The sequence below is a fragment of the Cellulomonas dongxiuzhuiae genome, assembly GCF_018623035.1.
GTDB classification, from domain to species: domain Bacteria; phylum Actinomycetota; class Actinomycetes; order Actinomycetales; family Cellulomonadaceae; genus Cellulomonas; species Cellulomonas dongxiuzhuiae.
On record NZ_CP076023.1, the window covers coordinates 281860 to 305111 of the forward strand.

The window sequence follows — 23252 nt, forward strand, 5'->3', positions numbered from 1 at the left end:
CCATCGATCATTGTCAATATCGACAACTGACGATGTCCGCGTCAGACTGACCGGCATGACGATCGCCTCCGGGCTCGCCCCGGCCACCGGCGGCACCTGCTGCACCCCGGTCACCGGCGACCCGCTCGGCGCGCAGGCCGCCGAGGACCTGGCCCGCCCGCTCAAGGCGCTCGCCGACCCGACCCGGCTGCGGCTGCTGTCGATCATCGCGTCGCACGCGGGCGCCGAGGCCTGCGTGTGCGACCTGACCGAGCCGGTCGGCCTGTCGCAGCCGACCGTGTCCCACCACCTCAAGGTGCTCGCCGAGGCCGGCCTCGTCACACGGGAGAAGCGCGGCGTGTGGGCGTACTACGCGCTGGTCCCCGGAGCCGTCGCCCGGCTCGCGGAGCACCTGGGCTCCCACCTCGGCCCGGTCCCGCGGCCCTGATCCCGCGTCCCGACCCGGCCGCCCGGGTGGGGCGTCAGTCCCGCGGCACGAGCCGCAGGGTCACGTCGACGACCTCCGGCCCGACCACCGCGCCGACGTACGCCGGCCCGAAGCGGTCGTACTTGGCGTGGTACGCGGCGTCGACGTCGGCGTGCACGTCCGGCGACGGCGCCTCGAGGACGACGTCCTGCTCGACGCCACCCGCGCGCACCCGAGCGGTGCCCGCGGCCCGCGCGCGGCGGAACCAGCCGTTCTGCGGCCCGTGCGCCGAGCGGACGTAGAGGTCGTCTCCGACCCGCACGCCCCAGATCGTCACGTACGGCCGCAGCGTGCCGTCCGGCCGGTACGACGCGAGCTCCAGCTCCTCCGCGCCGCCGATGCGGTCCAGCGCCTCAGGTGCCCAGCTGCCCATGCGTCCTCCCCGTGTGACGGCGACGGTCCGATCGTGGCCGCGCGTCCGGGCGCGCGCCAGCGGAGCGGGGGTCAGGCGGTGCCCGGCCGGGCGCCCGGGTCCCGGGGGCCACGCCGGCCCGCGTCCTCGTAGCGGCCCGCCAGCCGGGCGCACGCCTCGCGCAGCTCGTCCGGGTCCTCGACGCGCACGTCCGCGTCGAAGCGCCCCAGCGACGCGGCCAGCGCGACCCACGACCACGACCCGGCGGTGAGCCGGCAGCGCCCGTCGCCGAGGTCCTCGACGACGCCGTCCCCGGCGAACGGCAGGACGTCGCGGGCCGGCAGGTCCAGGACGACGGTGCCGCGGCACGGCCACCCGTCGGCGGTGGTCGCCCCCCGGAAGCGCGCCGACAGGAGCTGCCGCACGTCTCCGCCCGGCAGGTCGCGGGGGGTGAAGCGCGGGCCGTTCGGCGTGCGGGGTGCCATCCGGTCGACGCGGAATACGCGCCAGTCCGCACGGTCGAGGTCCCACGCGACGACGTACCAGCGTCCGAGCGCCGCGACGAGGTGGTGGGGCTCCGCGCGCCGCGGCGGGCCCCCGTCGGACGCCGCCAGGCCCGTCCCGCCCGCGTAGTCGAAGCGCAGCACCTCGCGCGCGCGGACGGCGGCCGACACCGCCACGAGCACGTCGGTCGCCGCGACGGGGGCGGACGACGCCACTGCGGCGGTCTCGAACTGCAGCGCCTGCGCCCGGCGTCGCAGCCGGGGCGGCATGACGCGCCGGATCGTGCCGAGCGCACGCTGGGCGGCCTCGTCGACGTCGGTGCCCAGCAGGGGCACGGCCTGCAGCGCGACCGCGATCGCCGTGACCTGGTCGTCGTCGAGCAGCAGCGGCGGCAGCTCGGCCCCTGCCTCGAGCCGGTACCCGCCGGCCGACCCGCGGTCGGCGTGGACCCGGTACCCCATCGTGCGCAGCCGGTCGACGTCGCGGCGCACGGTGCGCTCGCTGACGCCCAGCCGGTCGGCGAGCGCCGGGCCGGGCCAGTCGCGCGGCGTCTGCAGGAGCGACAGCAGCCGCAGCAGGCGGGTGGTCGTGGTGCCGGACGTCATGCCTCGAACCTAGGGGATCATCAGGACCAGAACTGACCTGATGATCCGCCAGAGTGCTCCGTGTCGCCGACCCGCGGCGACGCTCACGAGGAGGCCACCATGACCATCAGCACCACGACCCACCTCAACTTCCGCGGCCAGGCCCGCGATGCGCTCGAGCTCTACCGGTCGGTGTTCGGGGGCGATCTCACCGCCGTCACGTACGCCCAGGCCGGCGCCGTGACCGACCCCCTCGAGGCCGACCAGGTCATGTGGGGCCAGGTCGCGTCGGCGGCCGGGTTCCGCGTCATGGCGTACGACGTCCCGTCGCACACCGCGTACGAGCCGGGGGTGAACCCGGTCTTCGTCTCCGTGCGCGGGACGGACGCCGACGAGCTGCGCGGCCACTGGGAGAACCTCGCGGTCGGCGCGTCCGTCCGTGTCCCCCTGGCCCCGGCGGCCTGGTCGCCGCTGTACGGGATGCTCACCGACCGGTTCGGTGTCACGTGGGTCCTCGACCTCGAGGTCCCCTGGTCGGCGTGACGCCTGCACGCCGGGGCCGTGCGCCGTCCTTGTCGGCGGTGCGTGCGCGATCGCGCAGACCAATCGTTTCGGGCCGGGACTCCTCCGACGGCGGTGCCTAGCATCCGAGGGGTTCCGTCACCCGAACGAATGGCTGGTGCGCGCATGAGGACGATCCCCACCCTGGTCACGGCGGCGGCACTCGCCGCGGCCACGCTCGCCGTCGCGCCGGTCGCGGCCGCCGGCGGCCCCGGGCACGGCCCCGGCCCGGGTCACGGCGGCGGCCCGGGCCACGGCCCGCGCGGCACCTGCGCCGGCGTCGAGGCCCTGTTCTGCGAGGACTTCGAGTCCGAGCCGACGGGCGGCGCGTCGAGCCTCGACTGGGGCGTCGACACCCGGCACGGGACGCTGCGGGTCGAGCGCGCGGGGCGCGCCGGCAAGGTCCTGCGCGTGCACACCGAGGACAACGGGTACGCGTTCCTCGAGGTCGACGACTTCGCCGCCCCCGGCAACACGTTCTACGGGCGCCTGCGCCTCAAGGTCGACGACTTCCCGACCGCTCCGGACTGGGCGCACTTCACGCTCGTGGAGGTCACCGGCTCGGGCAGCGACGAGGTCGTGCGGCCGCTCGGCGGGCAGTTCGCGCCCACGGTCGGCCCCGACGCGACCTTCTGGGGCATCGGGGCCGACGGCGGGCCGACGGGTGACTGGACGAGCTGGCGCGAGTCCGCCCCGACCGTCGAGGACCAGTGGCAGTGCGTCGAGTTCGAGTGGTCCGCCCCGGAGAACCGCGTCGCGCTGTGGTTCGACGGCGTGCCGCAGCCGGACCTCACGGTGACGGGGGACGAGCACGGCGGCGCCGACGTGCCGTTCGTCCTGCCGACGGCGGACACGGTCCGGATCGGCTGGCAGCTGTACCAGGGCGGCGCGACGCCCGACCACTTCGACGTCTGGGTCGACGACATCACGCTCGCCTCCGAGCGCGTGGGCTGCGGGGGCGGGGCGAGCTAGGGGAGGATGAGCACGGACGCGGGCCCCTGCCTCGACCATCGCTGAGAGGTGGCAGGGGCCCGCGTTCGTCGTGACGGTCCGCCTAATCCTTACGGTGCTGGACCGCGGTCACCGCGTGCGTGAAGGTGACCGCCGTCATGGTCGACGCGTCGCGGTTCCCCTCCCGCGTGCCGGCCCGCCTCGCGGCGGTGGCCGGGACGGTCCTCGCGCTGGGCGCGGGCGGCCACGTCGCGGGTACCGGGACGCTCCCGGACGGGCGCGCGCTCGCGGTGCTGGCGGCGCTGACCGCGGCCGGCGCCGCGCCCCTCGCGCGACGACCCCTGCGGGTGAGCACGCTGCTGCCGGCCGTGGCCGTGTGGCAGTGGCTCCTGCACCGGGCGTTCGCGGCGGTCGACGCGGTGGCCGGTGGCGAGCGGCACGTCCACGGCGCTACCGCCTCGATGCCCGTCTCCGGGACGGGGGTCGGCGCCCACGCCACCTCGGTCGCCATGGCGGGGGCGCACGTCGTCGCGACCGCGCTGACCGTGACGCTGCTCGTCGCGAGCGAGCGAGCGCGCCGCGCAGCGGGCGCTGGACCGGCTCGCATGGGCCCTGCCCGTGCTGGCGGGCGCCGCCGTGCTGCCGGTCGTCGGCACGGCGCGACGTCGGCCCGTCCGCCGGCGCCGGCACCGCGCGACGCCCCGGACGCGGACCCTCGGCGCGCACGGCAGCCGCGCCCCACCCGCGGCGGCCCGCGTCTGACCGCACCCTCACCGCGCCGCCCGCGGCCCGTCGTCCGCGTGCGGCGTCCTCGCGCACGCCCGCACGGGCGTGCCGCGGCCCTGCCTCCGCGCGCCCACGGCGCGCCCGGACGCGACCCCGCGTCCGCCACGTCCGAGAGGGACGACCATGACCTCCACCCCCACGTCCACCGAGGCCCCGCAGCCGGACGCCCCACCCGACCCGCCCGCACGCGGCTCGCTCTGGTCCGCGCTCCAGCCGGTCCTGCTGCGGCTGCACTTCTACGCCGGCATCCTCGTGGGCCCGTTCCTGCTGGTCGCCGCGGTGACGGGGCTGCTCTACTCGGTGTCGCCGCAGCTCGAGGCGGTCGTCCACCGCCACGAGCTGACGGTCGACGACGTCGGTGCGACGCGACTCGACCTCGCCGACCAGGTCGCCGCCGCGCGTGCCGCGCACCCCGAGGGCCAGGTCGTGCAGGTGCAGCCCGCGGCCACGCCCGACGGGACGACGCGCGTCGTCCTCGCCGCCGCCGACGTCCCCGAGGGCAAGGACCGCACCGTCTTCGTCGACCCGTACACCGCCGAGGTGCGCGGGTCGCTCGCGACGTACACGGGGTTCCTGCCGGTGCGCTGGACGCTCGACGACCTGCACCGCAACCTGCTGCTCGGCGAGCCCGGCCGCGTCTACTCCGAGCTCGCGGCGTCGTGGCTGTGGGTCGTCGTGCTGGGGGGAGTGGCGATGTGGGTCGCGCGCTCGGCTCGACGCGGACGGTGGCGCCGGCTCGTCGTGCCCGAGCGCACGGGGCCCGCGCGGCGGCGCACGCTGTCGTGGCACGGGGTCGTCGGGCTCGTCGTCGCGCTGGGGCTGCTGGTGCTCTCGGCGACGGGCATGACGTGGTCGGTGCGCGCCGGTGCGAACGTCGGCGAGCTGCGGACCGCGTGGGGGTGGACCACGACGTACCTCGACACGACGCTGCCCGGTGCGGCGACCGGCGAGGAGGACCCGCACGCCGAGCACCGCCTCGGCGACGGGACGCCCGACGCCGTGCTCACCGCCGGGATCGGTGTCGACGGCGTCCTCGCGGTCGCGCGCGAGCAGGGGCTGCGCGACCCGCTGCGCCTGACGCCGCCGGCCGACGCGACGCACGCGTGGGGCGTCGCCGAGCACGGCGGCGGTCTGCCGTCCCACGCGGACTCGATCGCGGTCGACCCGATGGACGGCGCCGTGGTCTCGCGCGTCGACTTCGCGGACCAGCACCTCGTCGCCAAGCTCGCGCACTGGGGCATCTACGCGCACATGGGCGAGCTGTTCGGCGTCGCGAACCAGGTCGTCCTCGCCGGGCTGGCGACCGGGCTCATCACGCTGGTCGTCCTGGGGTACCGAATGTGGTGGCAGCGGCGACCCACGCGCGAGCCCGGCTTCGGCCCGGGGCCGCTGCTGCCGCCCGGTGCGCTGCGCGCCGCGCCGCGAGCGCTCACCGTCGTGGTGCTGGGCCTGGCGGCGCTGGTCGGCTGGTTCATCCCGCTCTTCGGCGTCCCGCTGCTGGTGTTCCTGCTGGTCGACACGGCCCTCGCCGCCCGTCACCGCCGCACCACCCCGGCCTGACGCGGTTGCCGAACGCGGACTTCTGCCGCTCTCCAGCACCCGGAGGCGGCAGAGGTCCGCGTTCGACGGGGGGTGGGGATGGGGTCAGGAGGTGAGGTCGCGGTGGCGGAAGCCGCGGAGGCCGATCGTGACCAGGAGGGCCGTCACGAGGGTGAGCCAGCCGAGGCCGGACCAGTCGGGTGCGGCCGCTGTCGTGTCGGGGACGTGCCAGAACGGGCTGATGCCCAGCACCCAGTCGTCCAGGCCGAACGTCGGGCCGAGCAGGGTCAGCATGAACGACATGACGACCCCCGCCCAGGAGGCGAGGCTCGCGACCGGCCGGGCGCCGACCAGCGCGACGGACAGGGCCACGACCGTCCACACCGCCGGGACGGTCGCCGTGGCCTGCAGCAGGACCTCCCCGACGCCCAGGCCGACGTCCGCCCGTGACGCGAGGAGTGCGACCAGCGTGCCGGCCAGCAGCACGCACCCCGTGACGACGGTCAGGGCGAGGGCCGTGTGGCTCGCGTAGTACCGCGTGCGCGTGATCGCACCGGCGAGCAGCGGCTCGACGCGCTCGGCGAGCTCCTCGGCGCGGACCTTGAGCATCACCTGCACGCCCGCGACCGACGCCACGATGCCGACGAGGCTCAGCACCGTGCGGACGAAGGCACCCGTCAGGGCGCCGGGTGTGGACGCCCCGGACGCCAGGACCTGCTGGACGCCGGCGTTGCCGGACAGGACGTCCGTGATCGACGTCGTGAAGTAGCCGAAGACGACGCCCAGGACCACGAAGGTGAGGGCCCACGTGATGATCGGTGCTCGGTTGACCCGCACCGCCAGCCGCCACGGGCTGCGCGTCGTGCCCCGGGCCGGGCCCGGGCGCTGCGCGACCGACCCCTGGCCGAAGTCCCGGCGCCCCTGCAGCACGAACGCGACCGCGACGAGCACCAGCGTCAGGGCGACCGTCAGCAGGAGCGGCGCCCACCGGTCACCGCTCGCGGGCCGCGTCTCCAGGGTCCAGCCGAGCGGGTTCACCCAGATCGTCCACGACGGTGCGTCGAGCGACGTGCAGAACCCGCGCAGCGCGTAGAGCGCGCCGAGCGTCGCCACGGCGAGCGAGCTCGCTGTCCGCGCGTCGGAGCCGAGCTGCGCGGTCACGGCCGCGACGCCGGCCAGCATCCAGCCCGTCGCGGTGAACGTCGCGCCCAGCAGCAACGACGACTCCCACGCCCCGCCGCACAGCGCCGTGACGACGCCCGACACCACACCGGCGGCGACCGAGCCGCCGAGCGCGAGCGCGACCCCCGCGAGCAGCCGCGCGGAGCGGCCCATGACGCCGGACGCGAGCAGCTCGGCCTGCCCCGAGTCCTCCTGCGCGCGCGTCGCCCGGGTGACCGCGAAGATCGCGCCCAGCGCCACGAGGAACCCGCCGAGGGCGAGGCTGCGCCAGGCGTTGAACCCGTCCACCGTCGTCAGGTCGAACGCGGGCCCGAAGACGAGGCCGAGAGCGGGGTTGCCCTCGATGGTCACCGCCAGCAGGCGGCGGTCCGCCAGGTCCGGGAAGACCCACGGGTAGACGATCACCGACGACGCCGACAGCAGCGTGACGACGCCGACCCAGGGCGCGAACAGGCGACCGTCGTGGCGGACGGTCGCGCGCAGCAGGGGCCGCACACCGGTCAGCGACGCGGTCGCGGTGCTCACCGCGTCGCCTCGTCGTCGCCGTACAGACGCAGGAACAGGCTCTCGAGCGAGGGCGGGGCGACCGTGAGCGTCGTGATGCCGTACGGGGTGAGCGCGGCCATCGCGTCGCCGACGGCGGCGGAGTCCACGATCGCGGTGAGCCGGTCCCCGTCGAGGCGGGCACCGCCGAGGGCCGCGAGCGCCGCGTCGTCCGGCGTGCGGGCCAACGTCGCGTGGATCGTCGTGCGGGTGCGGCCGCGCAGGTCGGCCAGGGTGCCGGACTGCACGGTCCGGCCGGCGCGGATGATGCTGATGCGGTCGGCCAGGCTCTCGACCTCCGCGAGGACGTGGCTGGACAGCAGCACGGTGGTGCCGCGGGCCTTCGCCTCGCCGATCGCCTCCTGGAAGACGTTCTCCATGAGCGGGTCCAGGCCGCTGGTCGGCTCGTCGAGCACCAGCAGCTCGACGTCGGAGGCGAGGGCCGCGACGATCGCGACCTTCTGCCGGTTGCCCTTGGAGTACTGCCGGCCGCGCTTGGTCGGGTCCAGCTCGAACCGCTCGACCAGCTCGGCCCGGCGGCGCTCGTCGAGCCCGCCGCGCAGCGCCCCCAGCAGGTCGATCGCCTCACCGCCCGTCATGCCGGGCCACAGGGACACGTCCCCGGGCACGTACGCGAGGCGCCGGTGCAGCGCGACGACGTCGGCCCACGGGTCCCCGCCGAGCAGCCGGACCGTGCCGGCGTCGGCCCGCAGCAGGCCGAGGAGGACACGGATGGTCGTGGACTTGCCGGCGCCGTTGGGGCCGAGGAACCCGTGCACCTGCCCCTGCTCGACGCGCAGGTCGAGCTCATCGAGCGCGCGGAAGCGGCCGAACGACTTGCTCAGGCCTCGGACGTCGACGACTGCGTCGGTCATGGGCGTTCTCTCTCGCGCGCGTCCCCGGCGGGGGTGTGGGGCCAGTCAACTCCACCTGCGAGGAGCCCGCTGCGCCCGCGCTACGCGACGGTCGGTTGCGGGTCCGGGTCGACCGCCGCCAGCACCTGCGGGTCGGCGCACCCGCGCGCGAACCCGGCGATCCGCCGGTCGACGTCCCGCTGCAGCACGACCCGCCCGATGCGCTCCGCCACCGGCGCCAGCCACGCCGGCCGGCACGTGAAGCTGTACCGCCAGGCCGCACGCGTCCCGCCGTCCGGCAGCGGCGAGAAGCGCCACCCGCCGGCCATGACGGCGAAGAACCACGGCCCCTCGACCATCTTCATCCCGACGTTGGACGGCGGCTTGTACGAGACGTACTCGCTGACCATCCGCAGGCCCGAGCGGTGGTGCGTCAGCGTGCGCACGCCCTTGGCCGGGACCGTCGCGCCGTCGAGGAACGACTGCCGGCGGATGAACGGGTCCCAGCGCAGGCGGGCGGCGCCCGTCGTCTGCGACACCGCGAACGCGACGTCGGGCGGCACCGGCAGGTCGACGCTGGACTCCACGATCATCGGGCGACCCTACGGCGGGCCGGGCCCGTCGGCCCGGCGCACGGGGCGTGTCAGCCGGATGCCACGAGCTCGACCTCGAACTCGTCGCCGTCCTCGAGGTAGGCCGCGTAGTGGTCGGGCCCGCCCGTGTGCGGGTGGAGGTCGGGGAACAGCAGCGTCCACCCGCGCTCCCGCGCGGCAGCGGTCAGCGCGTCGACGTCCTGCGGGTCCCGGCGTGGAACGCGACGTGGTTGAGCCCGGGCCGGCGGCGCTCGTGCGGTGCGGCGACGACGTCCGGCACCCACAGCTCGAGGTGGTGCAGGTGTCCGCGCGTGGGCACGTGCGTCAGCCCGCCAGCGCCGTCCACCGCAGGTGCACGTCCAGTGGGAGACCGTCCTCCGTGCCCGCGTCGTCGACCGGCTCACCGGGCACGGCGCGGCGCATCACCTCGGGCACCGGGCGGTTCACGGGTGCGCCGTAGTCGTCGGTCCAGTCGATCTCGTCGTCGTCCGTCGGGTCGAACGCGATGCCGTGGTCGGCCCAGAAGCCGGCGGCGTACCGCTCCTCGATGCTGCGCAGCAGCTCCCACGTGGGCCGCTCGTAGTCGGCGGTCTCCTCGGCCGTCGCGTAGCGCGAGTAGTAGCAGGCGCCGAGGATCCAGTACGCGGCCAGCGCGGTGGCGCGGTCGGTCGTCGGGTCGTCGAGGACGAACCGGATCGTCGCGTCGCCGCTGTCGTAGCTGGTGCGCCGGACGAACGTGTGCCGCTGCTGGGGCGTCGCCGCGCGCAGGAAGTCCCGCAGGAACTGCTCGGCCTCGTCGGGTTCCGGGGTCTCGGTGCTCACGTCGCGAGCGTAACCCGCAGGGTGCGCGCCCTCCCTCAGGGCAACGGCGACAGGCTCCGGCCGTGCGGGTCGGCGTACGCGCGTGGCGTGCCGTCGAGGCTGACGACGAACCCGCGGTCGACCCGGTCGGAGACGAGCTCGGCCGTCGTCGGCAGGACCCGGGCGCCCTCGTTGCTCAGCCAGTGCCCCGGCAGCGTCCCGACCAGGTCCACGAAGGACCCCCGGGCCTGCGGGGTCAGGTACGCGAGGACCGCGCTGTGCAGCACGACGAGCGTGGCGTCGCGGGGCGCCTGCGACGCGAGCGCCGGCAGCACGTCGAGCAGGTCGCCGGCGACGACGCGCGGGGGGTCGGTGCGGGCGACCGCCAGGGCGGCGCGCAGCCGGGCGCGACGCTCGTCGTGCTCGGGCCAGACCAGGGTCTCGAGCCACGCGCACGCGTCGTCGTCGGTGACGTCGACGGGGGCCAGGTCGACGCCCGCGCGCCACACGACCTCCGGCCGCCGCTCCGGTGCCGCGATCCCCGGACCGAGGGTGCAGGGCAGCACGACGGGCGACGGTCCGGCCGCCGGGTCGAGCGTCCGCGAGCCGCCGTCGGCGTCGTCGTAGCGGTAGGAGTACCGTCCGGCAGCAGGCAGAGTCCCGCGGACGCACCGACCTCCAGCAGCGCCAGCGGCTGCGGCAGCCGCGCGAGGAACGGCAGGAGCGTCGCGCAGCGGCCCGCCTCGTTGGTCTGCGTCGCGCGGGCGCGGACCGTCGCCGCCACGTCGTCCCACCGCGTGAGCAGCGTGCGGCGCAGGTCGTCGTAGCCGCCCGACGCCCCGTGCCGCCGGGCGGCCGCGAACACGAGGTTCGGCTGCCGCTTGCCGGGCGGCAGCGCGTCCAGCAGGGCCATGACCTGCGGGTCCGTGCTGACGCCGGTGGCCCACTCCTCGTAGGTGGGCGACGTCCCGCGCGCCTCCCGCTCGGCGAAGGCGCCGTAGCCGTGAGCCACGGGAGACGTGCCGAGGTGCGTCGCAGGATCCACGGGCCTCAGCGTGCCAGATCCGGCACGGTCGCCCGTCGAGACCGGTCTGGGTCGTCGTCCGGAGCCCTGACCACGACCCAGCCCGGTCTCGAGGCGACGTCGTCCCGGCTCGCTGTTCGCCGCGCGCCCGGATCGCCCCGCCCCTACCGTGAGCCGATGACCTACGCCGCCCGCGCTGTCGACCGCCTGATCGCCGCCTACCAGACGCGCCTCTCGCCGCGGAAGGGCTGGGGCTGCGCCCACCGGGTCGCCCACGGCGACGCGTCGTGCTCCGCCGCCGTGCGCCAGCTCGTCCGCCAGCGCGGCGTCGCGCGGTCCGTCGTCCCGACGGCCCTGCGGTTCGTCGCCTGCTACCAGGCTGCGCTGCTGCTCGCGCAGACGGACGTCAGCGGCGTCTGCTGCTGCGGCGGCATCCCCATCCCGTTCCGCTTCCCCGGGCGTTCCTGACCGCAGGGGGTGACCGGGCCGCTGCGGTCGGAGCGACCGCCGCGCGCGCCTACGGCGTGGTGACCGGCGTCGGCCACGGCGTGCCCACGGCGGTGGGTGACGGCCTACCGACGGAGGTGGGCGACGGCGTGCCGGCGGGCGGCCCGCTCGGCGACGGTGACACCGCCGGGGTGGTGGGCGGCGGTGGCGGCATCGTGTACCGCGGCGTCGGCGACGGGCCCGGGTCGTTGCAGGCGACGACCTCGTCGCCGGCGTCGGCCGTGCACGTGTCCGGCCCGTAGCCGCCGTCGAGGACGTCGTTGCCCTCGACGCCGTCGACGCCGTCGAGCACGTCCCCCGCGTCCCTGCCGCGCAGGCGGTCGGCACCCGGGCCGCCGACGAGCGTGGACGACCAGGGGGAGCCGGTGAGCACGTCGTCGCCGCTGCCCCCGCGGACCTCCTCGACGTCCGTCTGACCCCAGCCGTTGCCGCCGCCGCCGACCGAGTCCCCCTCGCCCGGGGCGCCGTCGCCGCCCGTGCCGTCGAGCGCGATCGTCACACCGCCGGTACGCGCGCTGTAGTCCGCCACGTCGTGCCCGGGCCCGCCGACGAGCTGCTGCGCGCCGTCGGGCGTCGCCCCGGTGACGAACCGGTCGTCACCGAACCCGCCCTCGGCGCGCCCGTCCCCGCTGCCGTTGTCGAGCACGTCGTCGCCGACGCCGCCCTGGAGCAGGTCGCTCCCGTCGCCGCCGAGCAGCGTGTCGTCGCCGCCCCCGCCGATGAGGACGTCGTCGCCGCCGAGGCCGAGGACCCGGTCGTCGCCGTCACCGGCGCAGACGACGTCCGCGCCGCGCGTGCCTCGCAGGGTGTCGGGGCCGGCCGTGCCACGGATCGTGCACCGGTGCCCCGGTGCGGTGTCGTACCGGAACCAGTCCCACGTCGAGGTGCCCTGGTGCGTCTCGAAGCCGAGGCCCACGGTGCCCTGCGCGGTGCCCGTGAGCTCGCGGTCCACGACGGTGCGGCCGTCGACCAGGATCCGCACGTGCTTGCCGCGGGCCTCCACCTGGTACCGGTGCCAGCGCTGGGTGTCCAGGGCGATCGACTGCCGGTCCTCCCACGGGTGGGTGAGGCACAGCTCGCCCGGGCCGAACCCGAGCTTCATGAGCTCGGTGTTGTCACCCAGCCACACCAGCGTCGCGGGGGTGCCACCGTTCTCGGCGGAGCACGAGACCGTGGCGTCCCGCCCCAGCCGCATGCGGAAGTCCACGTCCCAGCCGGTCAGCCGGTTCGCCGAGCCCGCCCAGTCGGACGGCGACCGGTCCTCCAGCAGCATGACGAGCGTGTCCTGCCCGATCGTCAGCGTGCCGCCGCGGGCGCTCACGTCGGGCTCGAGGGTGGGGCCGAACCCGATCACCTGCCACGGGTCGGACGGGACGCGCCAGAACTCCTCACGCTGCAGGTCACCCGCCCACGCCGGTGCGGGCACGAGCAGTGTCGCGGCCAGGACGGTGGCAAGGGTCAGGCCGAACCGGGTACGCCTCATCGTCGAGCTCCCCCTGTGGCAGTTGCTTCGCACGATAGGGGGAGGGGACCGGCCGTGGAGCGGCCGGGCGGGGTCTGAAGTGATTCGCACCGGCAGCCGGGGTGCCGCCGAGGTCGAGGTCAGCGGCGGCGGGCCGCCAGGGTGGCCACGACCGGCGCGAGCAGCGCGACGCCGGCGGCGACGAACGCGGCGGTCGCCACCGTGTCGTCGAACAACGGGCCGTTGGTGCGGCCGAGTCCGATCCACGTCAGGCCCCACGCCATCGCCAGGCCGATGGGGAGCACGAGGGTCGGGCGGCGGCGGCCGTACGCGCCGTAGGTGACGGCCAGCAGCGCGGCGGCGGAGACCAGGACGACGGACCAGCCCGTCGCGCCGAGCCCCAGCTCACTGACCTCGGCGTCGGCGAGGAACGCCGCGGTGTTCGCGAGCGTGGCGACGCTGACCCACCCGGTGTACAGGCCCACGGTGAGATCGGTGACGACCGACGGCAGGGTGCGGGTGTGCGGCAGGCGCACGAGCCTGACGTACATCGTCGCCAGGACGCCCAGCAGGACGACGATGACGACGACGCTGCCCGCGACCGATCCGACCTGCACGGCCGCGATCCACAGCGCGTTGAGCAGCATCGACGCGAGCACCCACCACGAGATCGCGCGCAGGCGCGGGTCGGCGCCGTTGCGGGGCAGGGCCTGGACGATCGCGAAGACCGCGAGGCCCGTGTAGATGACGGACCAGATCGAGAACGCAGGGCTGTCGGGCGCGACGGGGGTGGCCGTGGCCGACAGGGCACCGCCCGCGGCCTCGGCGATGGGCTGCCCGCCGAAGGCCCCGGACCCGACGGTCGCGCCGACGACGGCGACGACGGCGCCGACGAGGACGGTGACCTGGCGGACCCGGTCCTGGGAGGTCACGCGCTCCGTGACCGCTGTGCTGGTGATCGTCTCCATGAGGACAGAGTGGCAACACTCAGCACGCTGAGCATCTTGAACGGTGCATCAGAACGGTGCCGTGGCAGGCCCGGCGGTCGTGGGTGGTGGCTCCGGGGCGGGCTGCGCGTCGTGGTCCCCACCGGGCGCGTCGACGAGGAACCGGCCCAGCGCGAGCACGGTGAGCCCGGCCAGGACCACACCCAGGAGCCCGACCCGCAGGCTCGTGGCGTCCGAGACGAGCCCGACGACCGTAGGGGAGACGAGGAAGCCGACGCGCAGCAGCCAGCTGACGACCGTCAGCCCCACGCCGTGCGGCAGGCCGGGCAGCTCGTCGGCCGCGTGCATCACGGCCGGCACGAGGGTCGCGACACCGAGTCCCGCCGCCGCGAAGCCGATGAGCGTCGTCGCCACGGCCGGCACGGCCAGCGCGAGCCCCATGCCCGCGGCGATCCCGGCACCCCCGACCAGTGCGACGCGGCGCCGGCCGAACCGGTCGACCGCGCGGTCGCCCGTCAGGCGGCCGACCGTCATCGCCACCGACAGCGCGACGAAGGCCAGACCCGCCGTCGCGGCGTCGGTGCCGACCTCGCCCCGCAGGAACAGGGCGCCCCACGACGAGCCGGCGTCCTCGACGAACGCCCCGCACGCGGCCAGGCCGCCGAGCACCGCGAGCGGCAGCAGGGCGCGACCGGACGGCCGGCGGCGCGGTGCGCCTGCGCGCGGTGCGGGCTCGACGGGGGCGGTCCGCTCGGCGTCCTCCGGGCCCGGCAGCATGAACCGGTAGGTGGCGACCGCCACGACCGCGAACACGCCGCCCGTGACCGCCAGGTGCACCGGCAGCGGCACCCCGAGGCCCGCGGCCGCGGTCCCGAGCAGGCCGCCGACGACCGCTCCGACGCTCCACAGCCCGTGGAACGCGTTGACGATCGAGCGCCCGTACGCGCGCTGCACGCGGAAGCCGTGGGCGTTCTGCGCGACGTCGATGACCGAGTCGAGCGCCCCGGCGACGAGCATCAGCCCCGCGAGGGCGACCCATGCCGGTGCCAAGGGCAGGCACGCCACCGTCGCGGCCAGCAGCACGAGGCCGAACGACGCGACCTTGGCCGACCCCAGGCGCTGGATCAGCGCCGGCGCGAGCAGCCCCGCGGCGAGCGCGCCCAGCGGCATCGCGGCGATCGCGGTCCCGAGCTCGGCGTTGCTCAGCCCCAGGCGGTCCTTGATCTCCGGCAGGCGCGGGACGAGGTTCGCGTAGAGCACCGCGTTGACGAAGAACACCGTCGACACGGCGACGCGGGCGCGGCGGGCGGCGGGCGGGGCAGCGGGGGAGGGCGTGGGCATGGGGCTCCTGGACGGCGGCGCGGCGCACGGACCGAGCCATCGTCACCCGCGGGCGTCCGATGTGCGGGACGCGGACCTGCAGGTCGCACGCCGCCGGTGTCCTGGCGCCGGGGGTCGGGAGGGTCGCGGCCCGCGTCAGGACCCGGGGCGGAACGGTGCGAGCGTCGCGCGCAGCTCCTCGACGGCCCCCCGGACGTGCTCGAACTGCGCGATGACCGCCAGGTGCTGGCGCAGCTGCACGATCGGCATGCGCTCGCGCCACGCGTCGTCCAGGCCGGTCAGGTCGGCGTAGAGGTCGAAGAAGCGGGCGGCCTCGGGTGGCGCAGCCGTGCTCCAGACGTGCGCGAGGTCGATGTCCGCCCACGTGTAGGACACGGCCGGGTCGATGAGCGCCGGGGTCCCGTCGGCGCCGGCCAGCACGTTGCCCGCCCACAGGTCGCCGTGCACGAGGCACGCGGGCCGCACCGGCAGCAGCTCCGGCAGGCGCACGCAGAGGCGTTCCAGCGCCGCGCGGTCGGCGGCGTCGAGCAGGGCCCGGACGCGGGGCTCGTCCAGCCACCGCAGCAGGCGGTGCTGCGCGAAGAACTCGAAGCCGTCGTCGTGCCACGTGTTGACCTGCCGGCGACGGCCGAGCCAGTTGTCCTCGTGCCACCCGAACCGGGGGTGCGTCGTCGTGGCGTGCAGCCGGGCCAGCACGTGCGCGAGCCGCTCCCAGAACGCCGCGTCGGTCGGCCGGGGGTGCAGCACCTCGAGGACGAGGAGGTCCGGGCCGACGAGCACGACGTCCGGCGTCGTCGCGCCGCCGAGCGTCCGCAGCGCGTCCAGCCCCGCGGCCTCGGCGGCGAACGCGTCGTCGGACGGCGCCTCGACGAACCCCTTCACGAAGACCGACGTCCCGTCCGCGCGACGCGCCAGGCCCGCGACCGCGGCCTGCCCGCCGGACGCGTGCTCGACGGCGACGACGTCGGTCATGCCCGCCGCGTGCAGGCGGTCGAGCAGCAGCGTCGTCGGGTCGGCCGCCGTCCCGCTCATGGGCGGCTCACAGAACCCGCTGGTCACAGGCCGATCGTCGCACGGTCCGCGCGGCGGAGGGATGTCTGCTGCGGTCCCGCGACGGTGCGCAGGCGGCGACCGCGTCGCCCTCCGCAGGCGCGATCCGACGAGCCGCTGCAGGATCTACCACGACACCGTCCCCGATCGAGGTGAGGTACCCGTGGAGCACTGGACGATCGCGACCGCCGCAGAGCAGAGCCCGGACTTCCGGCGTGTGCTGTGGACCGGCGAGCACACGCAGCTCGTCATCATGACGATCCCGCCCGGTGGTGAGATCGGCGAGGAGGTCCACGAGGACACCGACCAGATCCTCACCTTCGTGTCCGGCACCGGCAAGGCCATCGTCTCCGGCCAGCAGCGCAACGTCGCGCAGGGCGACCTCGTCGTCGTCCCGGCGGGCCGCAAGCACAACTTCATCAACACCGGCGAGAACCCGCTGATCCTCTACACGGTCTACGGCCCGCCGGACCACGCCGAGGGTGCCGTCCACGCCACCAAGGAGGAGGCCGACGCCCTGGAGGAGTCGGGGCAGGACGAGCCGCCGACCGAGTGACGTCACGGGCGGCGCCGGGCCCGGAGCCTCGGCGCCGCCCGCCGTGTCCCACGAGAACGACAATTGCGGACCACAGGATCGAATCTCGCCGCGCGAAATGTCCTGGATGGTGCGATGCTTCAGGAGTTCCGATTGATCTCGGGAACTTCTTGACCACTGATCTGATGGGACATTTTTATGACCGCCTCTGACGCACGCACCAGCAGCGCCGACCGCCACGACACCAGGCGGGCAGCGACCACTGGGCTCGCGGTCGCCGCCGTCGGCATCGTGGTCTTCAACATCTCGCCTTTCCTGAACTGGGTGAACCCCGGGGGTGACGCCGACCCCCGCACCGGCTACGAGACGGATTCCCTCGTGCCGTTCATCGCCTATCTGGGCCTCGGTCTTCTCATCGCGCTGGTCTATGCCAGGAAGCTCGCGCGGCGCGCCCAGCACCGCGGGCTGACGCTCGTCTCGATGGCGGTCGGCATCGCCGCCACGATCCAGTGCCTGGCCTTCGCGCTGAACCCCATGGGTGGGCTCGAGCGTGGCGACGGCCTGAGCGCGGACATGGGCGTGTGGGTCGGCGTCATCGGCGCCGCACTCTGGGCGATCGGCTCCGCGCTGCTCGCCAAGGAGGTCGAGGGCGACGACCACGACGGGCGCGACCACGGCCACACCAACGGTCGCTGAGCACGACGTCACCGAGCTGCGGGGGTCCCCTGGCGGGGGCCCCCGCAGCTGTGTGCGCGCACGTCCTGCGTGTGGTGCAGCGGTGCGCGGGCGCCGACGACATCCGCCCCGCGACCGATCCCCCGGGCCGCGTCGCGCTCCTACGGTGGACGCATGATCGTGGCCGAGGACGTTCTGCTGCTGCTCACCGACGACGCCAGCGGCAGGTCGCTGGTGGACGGGACGCGCCGTGACATCGCCGTGGCGGGCGCCGTGATCGCCGAGCTGGCGGCCGCGGGTCGGCTGGAGGCGGTCACCTCCGACGGCCTGTTCTCCCGCACGACGCTGCGCGTCGTGGACGTGGCACCGCTCGGTGACGAGGTCCTCGACGAGGCGCTGGCTCGCGCCGCCGGACCGGGCAGCGCCTCGCCCACGGCCGTCCTGGACCGCATCCGCAAGGGGCTGCGCGAGCGGCTCTACGCGCGGCTCGTGGAGCGCGGCGTCCTGCGCCTCGCCGAGGGCCGGGTCCTGGGGATCTTCCCGACGACGACCTGGCCCGCCGCCGACTCCCTGCACGAGGCGGAGGTCCGGCGCGGGCTGCACGAGGTGCTCGTGGTCGGTCGCGCGCCGACGCCGCACGAGGCCTCGCTCGTCGCGCTGCTCTCGGCGGTGGACGCGGTCCCGAAGGTCCTGCCGGGCACCGGTCTGCCGAACCGTGAGCTCAAGGCCCGGGCCAAGCAGGTCGCGGCCGGTGACGTCGGCGGCGAGGCCGCACGCAAGGCCGTCGAGGCCGTGCAGGCGGCCGTGATGGCGGGCCTCACCGCCGCCACCGTCGCGTCGAGCTCCTAGGGCCGCACCGCCCCGCACGTCGGCGGGGCCGGTGTCCGCGCCGCCCGTGCGGGGCGTGCGTACGGTGACGGCCATGATCACCGTGCCTGCGGGCGACGACACCTCGGGCGGCGTCGTCGTCGCCACGACCGACCCGCTGGCAACCGTGCGGGACACCGACCGCCGGGCGACCCGCATCGCCGCGGTCACCGTCGGCGGCGCTCTCGCGGGGACGGCCGCGGCCGCGACGGTCCCCCTGTGGTCCGCGCAGGAGCGGCTGCGTCCGATCCTGTCCGCCGCCGACGTCCGGCGGGCGGTGCACTGGGAGTGGGACCTCGCCCGGCACGACGCGTGGTGGGCGTTCGCGGTCGTCCTCCTCGTGCCGTGCGTGATGGCCGTGACGGGTGCCCTCGTCGCGCGGCGCCGGCTGCACCGCGCGTCCGCCGCAGCGGCCTTTCGGCCCGATCGGACGACGCCCGCCCCCCGGCCCGCGGCGGATCCGCTCACCACGGCGCAGCGTGCGGCGCGCGAGCGTGGGCGCCACCACGACGTGCGCACGCAGCAGGGCCACGTCGTCGCGCGCGAGCGTCGCCACCTGAGCGTCTGGACGCACCTCGGTGCCGCGTTCGCCCTGGTCCTCGGGACGTGGTTCGGCACCGCGCTCGCCGTGTCGGCCCTCGGCCTGCGGGACACCACCGTGGGCATCTGGCTCACGGTGGCGTCGTGGTGGGTCGTGCTCGTCCCGCTGGCACTGTGGGGCGTCGTCGTCGGCCTGCGCCGCGTGGTCCGCGGACGCTAGACGGCGCGGACTCCTCGGGGCGCCCGGCGGCTCACCACTGCGAGCGGTCGTAGTCCTTCAGGAAGCACCCGTACAGGTCCTCGCCGGCCTCGCCGCGCACGATCGGGTCGTAGACGCGCGCCGCGCCGTCGACGAGGTCGAGGGGGGCGTGGAAGCCCTCCTCGGCGAGCCGCACCTTGGTGTGGTGGGGGCGCTCGTCGGTGATCCAGCCGGTGTCGACGGCGGTCATGAGGATGCCGTCGGTGAGCATCTCGGCCGCGCTGGTGCGCGTGAGCATGTTGAGCGCGGCCTTGCTCATGTTGGTGTGGGGGTGCCCGGGGCCCTTGTAGCCGCGGGCGAAGACGCCCTCCATCGCGGAGACGTTGACGATGTAGGTGCGTCGCGCGGGCGAGGCGGCCAGGGCCGGGCGCAGGCGGCTGATGAGGATGAACGGCGCCGTCTGGTTGCAGAGCTGGACCTCGAGCAGCTCCATGGGGTCGACCTGCTCGACGGTCGCCACCCAGCTGTTGGACTCGGCCACGTCGGGGATCAGGCCGCCCGCGTCGATCGACGTGCCGGCGACGAGCCGCTCGAGGCTCGCGGCCTGCGCGGTCAGGGACTGCGCGACGAGCTCGTCCGCGTCCCGCGCCGCGCGCTCGATCGCCAGCGCGGGGCTCGTCAGGTCGCTGACCGACCCGGCCAGGGCCCGCGGGTGCGCGTCGCTCGTGTGCCCGAACGTCGTGATCATCCGCGCGGCCTGCGCCGGCAGCGGTGCCGACTCGGCGTCGGCGATGCGCGCGTACGCCCCGGGCAGCCGGCGCACGGTCTGGGCGGCGTTGTTGATGAGGACGTCGAGCGGACCCTGCGCGGCGACGTGGTCCGCGAGGGACACCACCTGCGCGGGGTCGCGCAGGTCGATCCCGACGACGTGCAGCCGGTCGAGCCAGTCGGCGGAGTCCTCCATCGCGCTGAAGCGCCGGACCGCGTCCCGCGGGAAGCGGGTGGTGATCGTCAGGTCGGCGCCGTCGCGCAGCAGCCGCAACGCGATGTACATGCCGATCTTGGCGCGGCCGCCCGTGAGCAGCGCGCGGCGGCCGGTGAGGTCGGTGCGCGCGTCGCGCTTGGCGTGGTGCAGCGCCGCGCACGGCGGGCAGAGCTGGTGGTAGAACGCGTCGACGACCGTGTACGACTCCTTGCACACGTAGCACGGGCGCGCGCGCAGCAGCGTCCCGGCGGTCGCACCGGTCGACGCCGACGTCAGCGGCACGCCGTTGGTCTCGTCGTCGATCCGGCCCGGGCTTCCCGTCGCGGTCGCGGCGACGACGGCCGCGTCGGCCTCGGCGATGAGCCGGCGCTTCTCGCCGCGGCGGTGCTTCTTCGCGGCCTTGAACAGCGCGGAGGACGCCCGGCGCGCGGCCGAGTGCTGCGGGTGCTCCTGCGGCAGGACGGCGACCTGGTCCATGACGCGCAGGAAGGTCGCGAAGTCGGCGGGCGTGACGCCGGACTGCTCGGCCGACGTCGCGTCGGCGGTGTGGTCGGTGGGGGGCACCGGGGTGGTCGTGTGCGCGCTCATGCGCCGTCCGTCCTGCATGGGGGAGAAGGGCGGCACGGTGTCGCCGCCCGGGACGAGGGTACGCGGGACGCCCGCGCGACCGGCCGGGGTGCGACCACCGTCACGTCAGGCGCAGGGGATCGGCCTCACCCGCGGGCGGCCCACGTGCGGGAAACCGGGTGCTCAGGGCGACCCGTCCGCCTACCGTCGGGACGGTGCACGACGACGAGGTGGCCATCACCACCGAGCAGGTGCGCGCCCTCGTCGCGGACCAGCACCCGCGCTGGCGCGACCTGCCGGTCCAGGCGCTGCCGCACCGCGGCACCGATCACGCGCTGTTCCGCCTCGGCGAGGACCTGGCCGTGCGGATGCCGCGGATCTCCGGCGCGCGTGGCGCCGTCGACCGGGAGCGTGCCGTGACGGAGCGGCTGGCCGCGCTGGTCGGCGTCGAGGCGCCGGTGCCGGTGGCGTCCGGGGAGCCGGGACACGGGTTCCCGTGGCGGTGGTCGGTCGTCCGGTGGGTCGCCGGCACCACGGCGACGCAGCCGACGCCTGCGCTCGCCGGCGACCTCGCCCGTGTCGTGCGGCGTCTGCGGGCCGTGGACCTGCAGGGCCCGGTCAACGAGCGACGCGCCCACCCGCTGGCCGACCTGACCCGCCTCGTCGCCGCCGACGCGGACGCCGTCCGCGACGAGGTGCCCGTCGGCCTCGTCATGCGCGCCTGGGAGGAGTCGTGCGCCGCCGACCCGTGGGACGGGGTCGGGGTGTGGCTGCACGGGGACCTCGCACCCGGCAACGTCGTGGTGCGCGACGGCCGGCTCGTCGGCCTGATCGACTGGGGTGGGACCGGCCTCGGCGACCCGGCGGGGGACCTGGGCCCGGCGTGGAACTTCCTTGACGCGCCGTCGCGGGAGGTGTTCCGTCGAGCGCTCGGTGAGGACGACGCGACGTGGCTGCGCGGACGGGGCTGGGCCCTGCGCCAGGCGCTCCTGCAGCTGCCCTACTACCGGACCCGGTACGTGCCGCTGGCCGAGCACGCGCGGGGGACGATCCGCGCGGTGCTGCAGGACGCCGGGCTCACGGCCTGAGGTGCGCGCGGTGGTCGGCTTCGGAAGGGGACGGCGCGAGCACCGCCAGGGCGGACGCCGCCGCCAGGTGCCACACGGCGTGCCCCTGCAGGACCGACGACGGGTCGCACAGGGGCCCGCCCGTGCGGGACATCGAACCCACCAGCGCGCCGGCGCCCAGCAGCCCCAGCACGACGGCGACCCGCCCTCGCACGGCGGGTTCGCGGCGCGCCCGCAGCACCAGCAGGAGGCCGGCGACCACCGCGACACCGACCTGCGCCAGGTCACCGGCCCGTGGCCACACGAGCACGGCGACCATGAGGGCGGTCGTCGGCAGGGCCCACCACCACCAGCGGCGCCGTGTGCGCCGGCGCGCCGCCACGGCGTCCGCCGCCAGGAAGCACAGCACCCCGACGAGCGGCAGGTCATGGGCCGGGTCGGACCACGCCGGGTCGGGCCCGTGCTGCACGACCGAGCCGACGCCGACGCCCGCCACCAGCACCACGTAGGCCGCCGGCACGGGCAGCCCGGCACGTCGCCGGAGCACCACGACGACCGCGGCGGCCACCACGAACGCCAGCGACGTGACGGCGGACACCGGCTCGACGAGCGGACCCGCGGCGGACCACTCGCAGCCCGGTCCTGCCCCGACGTCGTCCACCACACCATCCCAGCTCTGGTCGCCTGCGTTGTAACCCGGACCGTCCGGCGACGCACGGTGACGGGGGGACAGCCGTCGGCCCCGATGAGTTCCGGCGACGCGGCCGGTCGGACCGGGTGATCGCACACGACGCGTCCGGACGACCGGGAGGACCAGATGACCGACACCACGACCTACCGCACCCTCGAGGTACCCGGCGCGACCATCGCGTACGACGTGCGCGGTCCGCTGCCCGCCGTCGACGGTCGACCGCCCCTCGTCCTCATCGGCCAGCCGATGGACGCGACCGGCTTCGGCACGCTGGCGTCCCACTTCACCGACCGCACGGTCGTCACCTACGACCCGCGCGGCATCGGGCGCAGCACACGGGACGACGGCCGCACGGACCACGACCCGGCCGTGCAGGCGCAGGACCTGCACGCGCTGGTCACCGGCCTCGACGCCGGGCCGGTCGACCTGTTCGGCAGCAGCGGCGGCGCGGTCACGGCCCTCGCGTGGGTCACCGCGTACCCGCAGGACGTCCGCACGCTCGTCGCGCACGAGCCGCCGCTGATCAACGTGCTGCCCGACGCGGACGAGGCGCGCGCTGCCTCCGCGCGCGTCGACGCCGCGTACCAGGCGCACGGCTGGGGGACCGGGATGGCCGCCTTCATCGCGCTGACGTCGTGGCAGGGGCCCTTCCCCGCGGACTTCCTCACCGAGCTGCCCGACCCGGCCCGGTTCGGCCTGCCCCCGCAGGACGACGGCACGCGCAACGACCCGCTGCTGTCGGGCGCGTCCGCCCCCGTGACGGCGTACGTCCCGGACGTCGAGGCGCTGCGCGCGGTGCCCACCAGCGTCGTCCTGGCGGCCGGGATCGAGAGCGAGGGCGTCATCACCTGGCGTACGACGCACGCGCTGGCCGACCTGCTCGGCACGCAGGTGGCCGTCTTCCCGAGCAACCACGGCGGGTTCCTCGGTGACGAGTACGGCATGCCGGGGCAGCCGGAGGCGTTCGCGGCACGCCTGCGCGAGGTGCTCGCGGAGGGCTGACGACCGACGGGCGTGCGCGACGACGCGCCCGGGGCGCCGACGCCCGGCACCTGCGCCCCGCCCACGCACTGCACGAA

At 75.6% G+C, this 23252-nt stretch carries 24 protein-coding genes and 1 pseudogene; 11 read left to right on the forward strand and 14 right to left on the reverse strand.

Features of this window, described 5'->3' with window-relative positions:
* The first annotated feature begins 55 nt into the window (after positions 1–55).
* On the forward strand, positions 56–427 hold the full coding sequence (locus KKR89_RS01320; RefSeq protein WP_208196910.1) for an ArsR/SmtB family transcription factor: 372 nt from the start codon (positions 56–58) through the stop codon (positions 425–427).
* Between the two features lie 34 nt (positions 428–461).
* Here the strand turns inward: KKR89_RS01320 and KKR89_RS01325 are convergent, their stop codons facing one another.
* Positions 462–839, reverse strand: coding sequence for a DUF2255 family protein (locus KKR89_RS01325; protein WP_208196911.1), 378 nt, complete (start codon positions 837–839; stop codon positions 462–464).
* Between the two features lie 71 nt (positions 840–910).
* Positions 911–1927: a helix-turn-helix transcriptional regulator gene (locus KKR89_RS01330; RefSeq protein ID WP_208196912.1), complete on the reverse strand. Its 1017-nt coding sequence runs from the start codon at positions 1925–1927 to the stop codon at positions 911–913.
* A gap of 99 nt (positions 1928–2026) precedes the next feature.
* Here KKR89_RS01330 and KKR89_RS01335 point away from each other — a divergent pair, with 99 nt between their 5' ends.
* The 3 genes from KKR89_RS01335 to KKR89_RS01345 all read left to right on the forward strand — a co-directional run bounded on the left by KKR89_RS01335 (position 2027) and on the right by KKR89_RS01345 (position 5764).
* Entirely contained in the window at positions 2027–2449 is a 423-nt protein-coding gene (locus KKR89_RS01335; RefSeq protein WP_208196913.1) for a VOC family protein, read from the forward strand.
* A 144-nt stretch (positions 2450–2593) separates the two neighbouring features.
* Positions 2594–3439, forward strand: a complete 846-nt coding sequence (locus KKR89_RS01340; protein ID WP_208196914.1) for a hypothetical protein — start codon at positions 2594–2596, stop codon at positions 3437–3439.
* A gap of 888 nt (positions 3440–4327) precedes the next feature.
* On the forward strand, positions 4328–5764 hold the full coding sequence (locus KKR89_RS01345) for a PepSY-associated TM helix domain-containing protein (protein ID WP_208196915.1): 1437 nt from the start codon (positions 4328–4330) through the stop codon (positions 5762–5764).
* An 84-nt stretch (positions 5765–5848) separates the two neighbouring features.
* Here the strand turns inward: KKR89_RS01345 and KKR89_RS01350 are convergent, their stop codons facing one another.
* The 6 genes and pseudogenes from KKR89_RS01350 to KKR89_RS18600 all read right to left on the reverse strand — a co-directional run bounded on the left by KKR89_RS01350 (position 5849) and on the right by KKR89_RS18600 (position 11016).
* Positions 5849–7450, reverse strand: coding sequence for an ABC transporter permease (locus KKR89_RS01350; protein ID WP_208196916.1), 1602 nt, complete (start codon positions 7448–7450; stop codon positions 5849–5851).
* A complete protein-coding gene (locus tag KKR89_RS01355) occupies positions 7447–8343 on the reverse strand; it encodes an ABC transporter ATP-binding protein (RefSeq protein ID WP_208196917.1) in 897 nt (298 codons plus the stop codon). The genes KKR89_RS01350 and KKR89_RS01355 overlap by 4 nt, the downstream gene beginning before the upstream one ends.
* An 80-nt stretch (positions 8344–8423) precedes the next feature.
* A complete protein-coding gene (locus KKR89_RS01360) occupies positions 8424–8915 on the reverse strand; it encodes a type II toxin-antitoxin system RatA family toxin (protein WP_208196918.1) in 492 nt (163 codons plus the stop codon).
* Positions 8916–9099: 184 nt separating this feature from the next.
* Positions 9100–9234, reverse strand: a complete 135-nt coding sequence (locus KKR89_RS18460) for a hypothetical protein (protein WP_256443232.1) — start codon at positions 9232–9234, stop codon at positions 9100–9102.
* 5 nt (positions 9235–9239) lie between these two features.
* Entirely contained in the window at positions 9240–9737 is a 498-nt protein-coding gene (locus KKR89_RS01370) for a DUF4274 domain-containing protein (protein WP_208196919.1), read from the reverse strand.
* A 35-nt stretch (positions 9738–9772) separates the two neighbouring features.
* A pseudogene (locus KKR89_RS18600) lies at positions 9773–11016 on the reverse strand (DUF2332 domain-containing protein).
* On the opposite strand from KKR89_RS18600, the gene yidD reads away from it, so the two are divergent.
* Positions 10918–11208 (forward strand): membrane protein insertion efficiency factor YidD, encoded by a 291-nt coding sequence (yidD, locus tag KKR89_RS01380; protein ID WP_208196920.1) that lies wholly within the window; start codon positions 10918–10920, stop codon positions 11206–11208. The pseudogene KKR89_RS18600 and the gene yidD sit on opposite strands and share 99 nt — an antisense overlap.
* Before the next feature lie 49 nt (positions 11209–11257).
* Here yidD and KKR89_RS01385 read toward each other — a convergent pair whose 3' ends face one another.
* The 4 genes from KKR89_RS01385 to KKR89_RS01400 form a co-directional block, all read right to left on the reverse strand.
* Positions 11258–12730, reverse strand: a complete 1473-nt coding sequence (locus KKR89_RS01385) for a calcium-binding protein (protein WP_208196921.1) — start codon at positions 12728–12730, stop codon at positions 11258–11260.
* Between the two features lie 119 nt (positions 12731–12849).
* Positions 12850–13677 (reverse strand): tryptophan-rich sensory protein, encoded by an 828-nt coding sequence (locus KKR89_RS01390; RefSeq protein ID WP_208196922.1) that lies wholly within the window; start codon positions 13675–13677, stop codon positions 12850–12852.
* Between the two features lie 48 nt (positions 13678–13725).
* Positions 13726–14997, reverse strand: a complete 1272-nt coding sequence (locus KKR89_RS01395; protein ID WP_208196923.1) for an MFS transporter — start codon at positions 14995–14997, stop codon at positions 13726–13728.
* Between the two features lie 135 nt (positions 14998–15132).
* Positions 15133–16056, reverse strand: coding sequence for a fructosamine kinase family protein (locus KKR89_RS01400; protein ID WP_251140963.1), 924 nt, complete (start codon positions 16054–16056; stop codon positions 15133–15135).
* A gap of 154 nt (positions 16057–16210) precedes the next feature.
* Between KKR89_RS01400 and KKR89_RS01405 the strand changes: the two genes are divergently transcribed.
* The 4 genes from KKR89_RS01405 (at position 16211) to KKR89_RS01420 (ending at position 18884) form a co-directional block, all read left to right on the forward strand.
* Positions 16211–16603 (forward strand): cupin domain-containing protein, encoded by a 393-nt coding sequence (locus tag KKR89_RS01405; RefSeq protein ID WP_251140964.1) that lies wholly within the window; start codon positions 16211–16213, stop codon positions 16601–16603.
* Between the two features lie 177 nt (positions 16604–16780).
* Positions 16781–17278, forward strand: coding sequence for a hypothetical protein (locus KKR89_RS01410; protein ID WP_208196925.1), 498 nt, complete (start codon positions 16781–16783; stop codon positions 17276–17278).
* 153 nt (positions 17279–17431) lie between these two features.
* On the forward strand, positions 17432–18106 hold the full coding sequence (locus tag KKR89_RS01415) for a GOLPH3/VPS74 family protein (RefSeq protein WP_208196926.1): 675 nt from the start codon (positions 17432–17434) through the stop codon (positions 18104–18106).
* A gap of 73 nt (positions 18107–18179) precedes the next feature.
* The gene (locus KKR89_RS01420) at positions 18180–18884 is read left to right on the forward strand and encodes a hypothetical protein (protein WP_208196927.1); all 705 of its coding nucleotides are present in this window, start codon (positions 18180–18182) and stop codon (positions 18882–18884) included.
* 31 nt (positions 18885–18915) lie between these two features.
* On the opposite strand, the gene KKR89_RS01425 is transcribed toward KKR89_RS01420, so the two are convergent.
* Positions 18916–20436, reverse strand: a complete 1521-nt coding sequence (locus KKR89_RS01425; RefSeq protein WP_208196928.1) for an SDR family NAD(P)-dependent oxidoreductase — start codon at positions 20434–20436, stop codon at positions 18916–18918.
* A gap of 194 nt (positions 20437–20630) precedes the next feature.
* Between KKR89_RS01425 and KKR89_RS01430 the strand changes: the two genes are divergently transcribed.
* A complete protein-coding gene (locus KKR89_RS01430; protein ID WP_208196929.1) occupies positions 20631–21503 on the forward strand; it encodes an aminoglycoside phosphotransferase family protein in 873 nt (290 codons plus the stop codon).
* On the opposite strand, the gene KKR89_RS01435 is transcribed toward KKR89_RS01430, so the two are convergent.
* Positions 21493–22143 carry a hypothetical protein gene (locus KKR89_RS01435; RefSeq protein WP_208196930.1) on the reverse strand — a complete coding sequence of 217 codons (651 nt, stop codon included), beginning with the start codon at positions 22141–22143 and terminating at the stop codon, positions 21493–21495. The genes KKR89_RS01430 and KKR89_RS01435 overlap by 11 nt on opposite strands.
* 156 nt (positions 22144–22299) lie before the next feature.
* Between KKR89_RS01435 and KKR89_RS01440 the strand changes: the two genes are divergently transcribed.
* The gene (locus KKR89_RS01440; RefSeq protein WP_208196931.1) at positions 22300–23175 is read left to right on the forward strand and encodes an alpha/beta fold hydrolase; all 876 of its coding nucleotides are present in this window, start codon (positions 22300–22302) and stop codon (positions 23173–23175) included.
* Positions 23176–23252 lie beyond the last annotated feature (77 nt).